We start from the raw sequence: 10,086 nt of genomic DNA, 5'->3' as shown, positions 1-10,086 counted from the left end.
GAAATTACAGAACTTACTCCAAGTGTACAAGCCAAAGAATCAAACACTACTTTTGATGAAATTTCAAAAGTGCTATTCCAAAATAGATTCAAGGATCCAAAAAAACAAATCAACTGTCTTGGTAAAATTGATAAGTCTCTTTCCAAACCAAGTCTTGAATTGATCATTTCAAAAATTATTCAATGTATAGATAAATGTAGAACAAATGGTTTTGAAGAATTTATAGGAAATGGAGTTAAATTTGCTTTTGCAATGGATGATAAACTGAACATGTTAAAGAATTGGGGGGAATTGCATGATGTTCATTCACTTTTAGAAGGACCATCATATGATGTAGATGAAATTTATAGATTAGGTACAAAAATTGACAAAGAACAAGAACAATTACCAAAAAATCATTTGAATATTGTGGTTATACGAGATACAACGCTGTTTATTATGTTTGGAAAAGCTATTGAAGAGAAAATCAGTAGATTAGAAGAATATGTATACAGATACAATCATCTAGCGTTTTGTATAATAGCTGCAACATATAATGGTGGGATAAAAGAAACTATAAAAATTCAAGGTGAACATATGTTTTTACACAAATCCAGCGATGTTGTTGATAGAGATATAATTTTTCTTACAAATCAATTCATCAAAGATAAAAAAATAACACCAAACTCTACTTCAAAAATAAGACAGTCGTTTGTTGAAGTCAGAAACTTTCTTTTATAAAAATAGCATTAAAACATATCCAAAACAAATGCAAATACAAAACCCATCAATGGTTTATCAGTTAAGCAATTAAAGGTATTCTAGAAACAATTGCTTTGAATATTTCCTGAAGAGATTGATTTTTGAGATTAATTGCTATCTCTGATTGTTCAGGGGGCATTCTAATCAAAGACAAAGATTGTTCAAAGTGGAATCTTGCTTTCTTTCCAGGTATAGGATGCTCAAATTTACGAAATGCCACAGGTTCTGCAATAGTTTGGTATTCTTTAGGCAAATCAATCCAAGCTAAATCAACTAGTTTTCGTGCATGATTTTTAATCTCGTTGTTAGTTGCTTCAGAATTTTTTGTGTCTAAAAACAAGACTAATTGTTGCATTCTTTCATCTCTAGTAAAGTCATCCCAATTTTTTGGATAATTTGGATAAATTAAAGCCCCAAAGCTAGTATCTAAATTATTCATGTATGCCAACATCTTGTTTTGGGACTCTGAATAATAACCAGTATTTGAATAATTTTTTGCATCAAATATCGCTAAAATTTCATCATTAACCATTGCTGTGAAGTCTGGAACATGTAATAATATCCACGCATGTCCTTCTTTCTGTGAAAATGATTTTTCATACCAAAAAGTAACAATTAATCCACGATATTCAAATTGACAGTGTGCTTTATCACCAAGTTTTAGATTAATCAATAAGCCTTTTTCATGTAAAAATTCTACAAATTCCAAAAATATCCAAGCCTCATATACAGTATCTACATTTTCAAGTGAATCTAAGATATGTCTAGTAGGAGTAGAGTCAGTCACTCTAGAAATATCCAAACTCCTAAAGTCATCAATCCATTCTAATATCTTCACATAATTAGAATTTCTCACTAATCTTTGATTAATCCTTTGTTTTGTTTTTTGTTCTAATTGTTTGATTCGAGGATCAGAGGAGGATAAATTCCAATATCGTTTCGATTCATTAAGAATTGATTTGAATGGAAAATCATGTAAAATCATTTGTGTTTTTTGAGATATTTCACTTAGAAGACTTCTATTATACTCAGATATGGGTTCTTTGAAATCAATTTGTAATAATCTACTTGATTCTCGAAATAACCATTCGGCACATAAAATCAACAAAATATTTTCAGATGTTTCAAATTCTTTTTGTCTAATAGAAGATACGAATTCTATTGGAAATTCAGTAGAAGAATTTTGAATGGTGTTATTCCAATTTATTGCACCACGAATTGTAGGACCTTTGTACTCTTTTTTTGGATAATCGAAATGAATTTTATTTTTAATATCTAGGTAAATCTGAAAATATCTCTCATATAATATTTCAAGTCTATTTAGATCAGCTAATGGATTTGGCAGTTGATGTATTCCTTCCTGAGTTTTGAGAATAAAATATTCATCGTATGACCGCCTATGCTTAAGAAGTAGGCTCAAAAGTCTATCATACATATATTGTCGTGTCTGCTGAGGTTCTAAAACCAGCCTTACAAGTTGATGCCATTTCCAATGTCTACTGTAATATTCGGTCTCACGGAATTTCTTTTTGAGTTCATGGTATTGAGGAAGATCAAGAAAAAAATCATCTGCCAAAACAGATTGTTTTATGTTTCCATTATTTGGATTATTTAGAAATTTAATTTCTTGTTGAATTTCTTTTTCAAACATATCTATATTATTACAGAATTAATTATCTCATTCATAGATTGATTTAATTGAAGTAATTCTTGTTCAAATTCGTTCTTTTTACTTTCGTGTGTAGTTTTAATTGGAGTCCAAGTTGAAACATTATCTACCTGTAATGTACCATTTGAGAATTCATTAGATAGTCTTTCTGCATTTGTAATTTTTAGATAATTGAGTACTTTAGCAAAATCATCAGAATAACTTTGTCTGTTTGGATTTTTGTATGCATTTTTGAAAAACTCTGTAATATCTTTAGAGTATAAAGCTTGAATTGAACCAAGTGCAGAACGAGATAGATTTTCTAATTGTGGAATTAGTGTTGAATTAAGCGAATTATCTAGTGCTAGTTTAGAATCACCAGTAATTTTTGTTCCAACTAACAGATTTTGATAAATCAATTTTAAGATTGCAGTTCCAAGTTTTTTAAAGATACGAACTAGATCAAGAAACAAATAAGCTTGAAGAACTCTATTGTAAAAGTCTTCATTAGAATTTTCTTTATCAATTTTTTTATTATCATGATCAAAGGCAATCAAAGATTCATAATCATCTCCTCCTAATTCTTCAATTGCATTTTTCATAGCATAATAGATTTCTTTTTCAAATTCATTCCTTGATGGAATATCAATTTCAATATACGCAAATCTACTTTTTAATGCATCAGATAATTGAAATAAAAAGTGCTTATCTGCAGTATTTAATGTGCCTATAATTCTATAATCTTCCGGAATTTTGAGGTGTTTGTATGAAAGTCCCTTTTGATCAGTAGGTATTTTCAAAGATCTTGTTCTTAATGCAGTGAATAATTGACCAAATGCCTTGTCAATATCCGCCCGATTGAATTCATCAATAATTAACCAAGTTCCACGTGATGCAGAAGGTGTTGGATTTGAATAACTTCTATTTCCACCATTTATACCGTTTTCCCAATTTTTTGCTACAGTTTCAACTACACAACCATTTTGAATTTCATAAAGCGGTTTTTCATTGGACATCTTTGGAAAAATTCCAGCAATAACATCTTGCGTACTCCAATCAGCAGTTGCAGTGTAATCTTCAGAATAATATCCCCCAATACTTTCCCAAAATACTTTGGGGATTATTTGTGCCAATCTAGTTTTTCCTGTACCAATTGGTCCAGCAAGTAATACGTGTCTTCCACTTGCTAAAGCAGTTACAATTTCAATTACTTTAGATTCAGGTACAAGTAATTCATCAGTGATTTTCTCATATCCATTTTTCAAATCTTCAGGAGTAGGAACTGGTAACGGTTCATCTTCAAAAGTTTTCATGTGTGGTTTATCAGATACTCTACCATAAACAATTTCATCATAAATTTCTTTAGTAATTGGTAAGATAGAATGTTGATTATTAAAATTAGGCAAAGTTGTAATTTTACCTTGAAGTTCTTCTGTTGCAATTTTTGGAGGATCAAATTTTTCAAAAATTTTCATTTCAGCATATAGATCTTCACGTATATGTTCTTCTTTGATATTTCCAACTTCACCATATCCTAAGAATAAATATTTTCCATCTTGTCTATCATTCCAAACTACCTTAGAACCAGATGTAAGTTTTGTATAATTTGCTATTCGTCCATAATGATATGATTTTCCAAATTCATCACTCCATGGATTATCACGTGTGAGATTATGTCTAAGTAAAAGATAGTTTTCAGATTCTGTAGTTTGTTTATCTACCATAATTTTTCCTACCATCCAAGGATGGACCATACAATGATATGGGTGTTCTCCAGATTCATCAAATTTGTACATAAATTGGGCACGAGAGACCATTAAACTGCTATCAAATTTACCATCAGGACCATCCGAAACAGTACCACTTGTTATTGTGTGTGCAGCGTTATCAGTATTGATCCAAGTTACAATATCACCTTTTTTGACATGTAATTCTTCAGGAATAAAACAAGAATGTGTTTTATCACATCCAGGAGAAGATGAATCTTGAGCAATAGTAACTATTTTACCAAAATCAAATCCAATTGAAGACAATGCATTTTCTAAAGTACTATGTCTTCTTTCAAGATCTTTTGTAGTATCAGCTCTAACCAAAGTAAAATCAAGTGTTCTAGTGGGCATAAAATTTTCTTTGTAATTTAGAAACTTGTTTAACTTTTGGTAATCAACATTTGCAGTTTTTACAGATTCTGACTTCATATACATAATTAATTCCCAAGTTATATCAGAATCAGGTTTTGTTCCCCACATTTCTTTTGCAACTACATTATTTTGTTCAGTTCCTTCTAAAACTGCACTGGTAATGTATTGTTTATCTCTATAAAATAATAAAATATCTCCTTGTTTGAGTTTCGACCATTTAGAAAGTGCCCATTTATTAGGAATTGCACCCCAAGCACGAATTCTTGAAAATTGCTTCATTTTTGTTTCAGATAGTTTTGTTGTATCGATATCTTTTTGCATTGTATCTTTAAAGTGTTCAAAAGATGCATCACCTGAAACAGAAAATAAAACTAATCTTCTAGAGATTTTAGATGCATAAGTTGCAGCTTCGGAAATTTTATCAGTGCATAAATTTACAAGTTTGTTTCTATCTTCAATAGTTAGATCATCATAATCAATTAGAGAATACGAATCATCATTATCTGCAATGATATTATGTTTTAGAAGAGTATCTCGTGCTGTAAGATGTGAATTTTTAGCAATATCAATATCAGGATTGGCCTCAATTAGTGCTTGTTTTATTTGGGCTTTGGTTGCAGTTCCAGAATTTTGAAGTAATGTTCTAATGAACACAGGCTGATAGTTATGTTCTTGCTCCATTTTCATTTTATTTTGTATAAAATTTACTAATTCGTTAAACTTCAACCCATTTACTCCTATCTAGTTCTAGAAAAATGATCTGGTAAAGACTAGGTATGAAAATAATAAAGCAAGCAATCTAACATAATCAGAGTAGAGAGGGATTAGGGCAGGCACTACATTTAAGTTTTTTATCTATCATATTTGCAACAGATTTACATTTTCTACAAATATAGTATGACCCAATCATCCCACTATCCCATCGAGATAATTCTACAAAATCACCAATCACAGTTCCTTTTACTTCAATAGGACCATTTTTTATCTCAATTTTTTTCTTGATATCATCTTGTATTTTTTTAATTAATTCTTGCTTATTTACACATATTTTATTACCTACTTTATGAAATGGTATTTCAATTCCACATATAGTAATTAGATTTTTAGTTATATTACGATGTCTTACCCAATACTTCCAAGAATTACCAAATCCCACAAAATGATTTTCAGATAACATTTCATTGTATAGATTAGTAGCGTCTTCAATTCCTATTGATGTCAATGTATATTCATTCATAAAACTAGTAAATTCCATTTACTTTTATGGATTCTCAAAACATTCATGAGGTGATTTTTATTAAATCCGTTCAGAATAAAGTTACACCATTCATACCTATGAAGATAATCAAACGTCGATAAACGAATTGGAAATAAGTAAATCAGAATTAATTGTATTTGATTTCATTATTGATTTTTTTGAACCGAATTTTGATCTTAAACGATTCAGTACAGACGTTTCAGCAATTTTTTTGGACGTTTACATTACTGGTTGCAATTTTTTCATTTTCACTGATTTTTTTCTTTACTTCATCGATACCATCAACTCCAATCATTGGAAAGTTTTGCAAAATCCCATTTTCAGAAAGATATGTTTTGAATCCTAACAACATTCCATCATTTTGAAAAATAGCCACAAAGTTTTCATCTAATTTATTCTCTGCAACTACTTTTTCTGCTAAATCATGAGTTTCGTTGGGAGAAAAATTACCACCAGGATAGATGCATACCTGTTCCTCAGATATCTTAAATTTCTTTAAGAGATCATAAAATCCAGATATTCTTTTCAGAGTAAAGTTATTAGATTTTGGTCCAGGGAAATATGCAATTCTAAGTTTTTTAGAATCTAAATTCGGTCGTTGGAGTAATTTTTCAATCGTTTGTGCATGAACATTTTCCTGAGAAAATCCAACTGCGTTATCTGCAAGATCATTTGAATCAGTATTTGGATCAGTAATTATTCCAATATAGACTCCATTTTCTTTAAGCTCTTCAAATAGTGGAGTAAATTCAGATACAGTGTTCGAAGATATAATCACAGAAGAGGCATTCAAATTAAGAGCCAATATGAGAGCTTTTTTACAACCATTTAGATCAGTTTCACTTTGTGGGGAAACTGTTAATAGATTAATTTCTTTATTCAAATTTCTCATGTAGTGTCTATAACTACCACTCACGTTATTTTTCATTTCGTGATTATATGGACTGTCTTGTCCAGGAAGACACAGTATCTCAAATTTTTCATCTGGTTTTGAGAATTGAGATAATGCATCATCGATATTATACCACCCTACATCTTTAAACAGAGTGCTCATGGGATTGTTATTACGGCATAATTGCTTAAATTATTTACTACTTGTGATCGATAAAATTTTAAAACATTGTAATTTTACTAATGATGGTTCATTATTTTATTTGACTATTCGTAAAACCTAGGCATGTGAAGAAGGAAATATTATTTGACTTCAAGCATATGGTTCAGATATTGAATATGAAGACATTAGTGTATCTAATTAATTTAATAAAACTCATTAACGCTGTTTGTTGTTCTATAGTTTTTCACAATAACCTTCGTCTTTAATTCAAAACTATCCAAATTCAATTCCCTTGCTGTTACTTTGTAGCCATTGCAGGAGGGCTCTCAGGTTTGATGAATGTAGAATCCTCCATGATCATTGGTATCGTAGGAAATGTCTATGGCACATCGCCTATCTGGTCAGACTTGAGAGGTTTTTTCTTTGATTTGCAATATCATAGGATGTAACGCTGAAGGGTATGTCAAACTGATGTACTATTACTTTGAGTCTGATTCAAAAAAGCCATTTTGCAAGGAAATCATGAGGGTGTGCGAGAACCATGCCCGAAAGATTACCTCTAAGGACACAAATATCAAAATTCAGGCACTAGCCTAGACTGGGTGAACTTCTTTCTGTTTTTTTCAATTATCAGATAGTATTGTATGATTTCTTGTATTTTTTCATCAGGGGACAATCCTGACTCGTTTGATATTTTTTGAAAATCAAGATACTCTTTGTCTTTGAGTTTTATTGTAATTTCTCTCATGGAATAATTAATTCTCTTAAAATAAAATTAGATCATTGTATGGTTTGTTATTCCCATGTTAGCTGAAAATTGACCAGTGTAAAATACATTGAGCAGATGTCAATGCATAAATCATACTCTGTCTTTATTATCTGGTATTTTCAGGCAGTATCTCGGAGGCAATTGTCTTGGATAAAAAGAAAAAGTAAACTCCATCTAGCGATCTAGACAAGATAATTTCTTTTTTTATTTTAAATCTCTAATGTCTTTTGTTTTTTTGATTCCCAAATCAGTTCATTCATTCCAAGATTCATTCGTAAAGAGTTTGCAGTGGCAGGGCCAAACCCCTCAAAGTGATTGTTCCCCATAACTAATGCCAGTGACACTTTATTTTCCAGATGATTTATTTTGTCACTCCATTTTTTTATCAACTCTTTTCTGTCAATGATTACTTTGCCAAATTGATTTTCTGGAATTGAACGGTCTCCAATTAATCTAACATAGACATAATCAGAAGTAATTGGATATGGGTTATTCACTCCAACAATCTCATTCCAAACAAGACAGTGGTTTTTCTCTGTCAGATAGTCAATTGCCTCATCTGTAAACCATGATTCGTGTCTTCCCTCAATTGGATACTTGAAATCATTTGGTAGTAATGAAAATAGTTCTTCCAGTCTTGGTTTTGCTTCATCAAAAGACAAAGAAGGCGGAAGCTGTAACACAAGTGCTAGAACCTTGTGATGAATCGGAATTAGAGATGACAAAAATTTATGGATATGTTCTTGGACATTTTTCAATCTATGTTCATGTGTGATTATGGATGGGAACTTTGCAGTAAATCTAAAGGAATCTGGGGTATCTGCATTCCATTTTTTTGTAATGCTTTGATCAGGAATTTTGTAGTATGTGGAGTTTATTTCAGTAATGTCGAAAATTGAGGAATAGTACTTGAGCCAGTTGGTTTTTTCCAGTCTTTTGGGGTAAAACGTGCCTGACCAACCATCATAACTCCAACCAGTACAGCCAATTTTAATTTCCATAAAATGAGATGTGTTGTAATTGTTTTATGCTTTCGTAAATCCTTAAGTTCATAAAAATTTAGAAAAATTATGAAAATTACACTAATTACTATAATTTTATTCGTTTTACTATTCATCCCAAATTTTGTATTTGCTGCACATACTCCATTCGATGCCATAGATGTAATTTTCAACACTCTGAATATTGTGATGTATTTGATAATTTTTGGTCTTCCTTCATTAATTATTGGAGTAACTGTTTTTGTAATTTATCGATATAGAAAAAATAAGAGAAAAGAAAAACAACAAGATAACGAAATTAAAAAATTAAAAAATAGAATTGATGAGCTAGAGAAAGACAAAGAGAAGAAAGACTAAATTCTTTTCGTGACTAATTAGACAGGAATTTAATGAATTTTTTTAAACCGATACTTCCTGAAACAAGTAACAGCACAACTCCAACTACCATAGGTAGCATCATTGGAAGTAAATTATTGACGGGGTCTTTGATCATATCAGAAAATATCATCAAAGTGCCAGCTATCGTCAATATCACACCAATAACAAACATTATCAAAAGTACTTTGTTGGATGTAGATACCATAATAATTTCATAAACTATTATCTATATATTCCAGCTCTTCTTTCTAACTTTTTTCGTGATTAAATCCTTAATTATATAAGACATATTAAAAAACAATGAGATTTTTTAGTAAGAAAAAAAATTATGAATGTCTAGATTGTGAAGAAAACTTTCAAAAACGTGATGAATTGCTTGTTCACGGACAAACAAAACATAATCGAATAATTTTGAAATGTACTTTATGTAACATGAAATTTCTTTATCTTAAATCAATAAAAGCCCATACAGAATACAGTCATCACAAAGTAAGTTTACTTTGGAGAATGTTGTTTAGTTGGAGTCCTTTGGCATATTTACACATCCAAAAATTTTGGGTGGGATTAGCAATTAATCTTGGAGTATTCTTTTTTTCAATTCTAACTCTTGAATTATGGGGTTCAGTACTTAATTCAGCCAATATTGGTGAAACATCACTTTTGATATATTATGTCGGTTTATGGATACCTATGATATTCATCATGTGGAAATTGGCTACTTCTTGGAATAACAAAATCAACGTATTGCTGGAATCAATGTCTGACGATGAATTAAAAGATGACAAAAATGAAACGTTCTAAGATATTACAAATTTGTGTAAATTTAGGATTTGTTTGTGTAGGAATCATAGTTATTGCAAACATCATAATTTCTTATGGCAATGCAAATCCTCTAACTCTCTATGAGTTTTGGGGTTTTGGCATACTTCCAATTGTTTTTGGAATAATTTTTCTTCTAAGAGTTGTGGAAAAGCCTAAGAAAGTTAGAAAATAGAATTTAATTTTTTATCTTAACAAAGAACAATTTATTCTTAAAATCATTACAGATGTCCTTTCAGGCGTATGAAGTAGAAAAAATTATTAGACTTCTAGCATG

General features: G+C 30.5%; 11 protein-coding genes. 4 read left to right on the top strand and 7 right to left on the bottom strand.

Going from position 1 to position 10,086, the window contains the following annotated elements; translation table 11 throughout:
- The coding region (locus tag BG20_RS12480; RefSeq protein WP_010194997.1) for a hypothetical protein at positions 1-720 on the top strand (720 nt) is incomplete at its 5' end.
- A 61-nt stretch (positions 721-781) separates the two neighbouring features.
- Here BG20_RS12480 and BG20_RS10490 read toward each other — a convergent pair.
- The 6 genes from BG20_RS10490 to BG20_RS10470 all read right to left on the bottom strand — a co-directional run bounded on the left by BG20_RS10490 (position 782) and on the right by BG20_RS10470 (position 8,612).
- Positions 782-2,392 carry a hypothetical protein gene (locus BG20_RS10490; RefSeq protein WP_010194996.1) on the bottom strand — a complete coding sequence of 537 codons (1,611 nt, stop codon included), beginning with the start codon at positions 2,390-2,392 and terminating at the stop codon, positions 782-784.
- Between the two features lie 2 nt (positions 2,393-2,394).
- Positions 2,395-5,256, bottom strand: coding sequence for an AAA family ATPase (locus BG20_RS11735; RefSeq protein ID WP_133936300.1), 2,862 nt, complete (start codon positions 5,254-5,256; stop codon positions 2,395-2,397).
- An 82-nt stretch (positions 5,257-5,338) separates the two neighbouring features.
- Positions 5,339-5,767 (bottom strand): hypothetical protein, encoded by a 429-nt coding sequence (locus BG20_RS10480; protein ID WP_048097239.1) that lies wholly within the window; start codon positions 5,765-5,767, stop codon positions 5,339-5,341.
- A gap of 220 nt (positions 5,768-5,987) precedes the next feature.
- The gene (locus BG20_RS10475) at positions 5,988-6,842 is read right to left on the bottom strand and encodes a sugar ABC transporter substrate-binding protein (RefSeq protein WP_010194989.1); all 855 of its coding nucleotides are present in this window, start codon (positions 6,840-6,842) and stop codon (positions 5,988-5,990) included.
- A gap of 574 nt (positions 6,843-7,416) precedes the next feature.
- Positions 7,417-7,590 carry a hypothetical protein gene (locus tag BG20_RS12475; RefSeq protein WP_157999293.1) on the bottom strand — a complete coding sequence of 58 codons (174 nt, stop codon included), beginning with the start codon at positions 7,588-7,590 and terminating at the stop codon, positions 7,417-7,419.
- 230 nt (positions 7,591-7,820) lie between these two features.
- The gene (locus BG20_RS10470; protein WP_010194988.1) at positions 7,821-8,612 is read right to left on the bottom strand and encodes a DUF72 domain-containing protein; all 792 of its coding nucleotides are present in this window, start codon (positions 8,610-8,612) and stop codon (positions 7,821-7,823) included.
- Between the two features lie 69 nt (positions 8,613-8,681).
- On the opposite strand from BG20_RS10470, the gene BG20_RS10465 reads away from it, so the two are divergent.
- Positions 8,682-8,969 (top strand): hypothetical protein, encoded by a 288-nt coding sequence (locus tag BG20_RS10465; RefSeq protein WP_010194986.1) that lies wholly within the window; start codon positions 8,682-8,684, stop codon positions 8,967-8,969.
- Between the two features lie 13 nt (positions 8,970-8,982).
- Here the strand turns inward: BG20_RS10465 and BG20_RS10460 are convergent, their stop codons facing one another.
- Positions 8,983-9,195, bottom strand: coding sequence for a hypothetical protein (locus BG20_RS10460; protein ID WP_048097238.1), 213 nt, complete (start codon positions 9,193-9,195; stop codon positions 8,983-8,985).
- 95 nt (positions 9,196-9,290) lie between these two features.
- Here BG20_RS10460 and BG20_RS10455 point away from each other — a divergent pair, with 95 nt between their 5' ends.
- On the top strand, positions 9,291-9,791 hold the full coding sequence (locus BG20_RS10455) for a hypothetical protein (protein WP_010194984.1): 501 nt from the start codon (positions 9,291-9,293) through the stop codon (positions 9,789-9,791).
- Entirely contained in the window at positions 9,778-9,984 is a 207-nt protein-coding gene (locus BG20_RS10450) for a hypothetical protein (protein WP_048097237.1), read from the top strand. The genes BG20_RS10455 and BG20_RS10450 overlap by 14 nt, the downstream gene beginning before the upstream one ends.
- Positions 9,985-10,086 lie beyond the last annotated feature (102 nt).

It is taken from the genome of Candidatus Nitrosarchaeum limnium BG20 (assembly GCF_000241145.1).
Taxonomy (GTDB): Archaea; Thermoproteota; Nitrososphaeria; order Nitrososphaerales; family Nitrosopumilaceae; genus Nitrosarchaeum; species Nitrosarchaeum limnae.
This window is presented reverse-complemented; position numbering and strand designations above follow the sequence as displayed.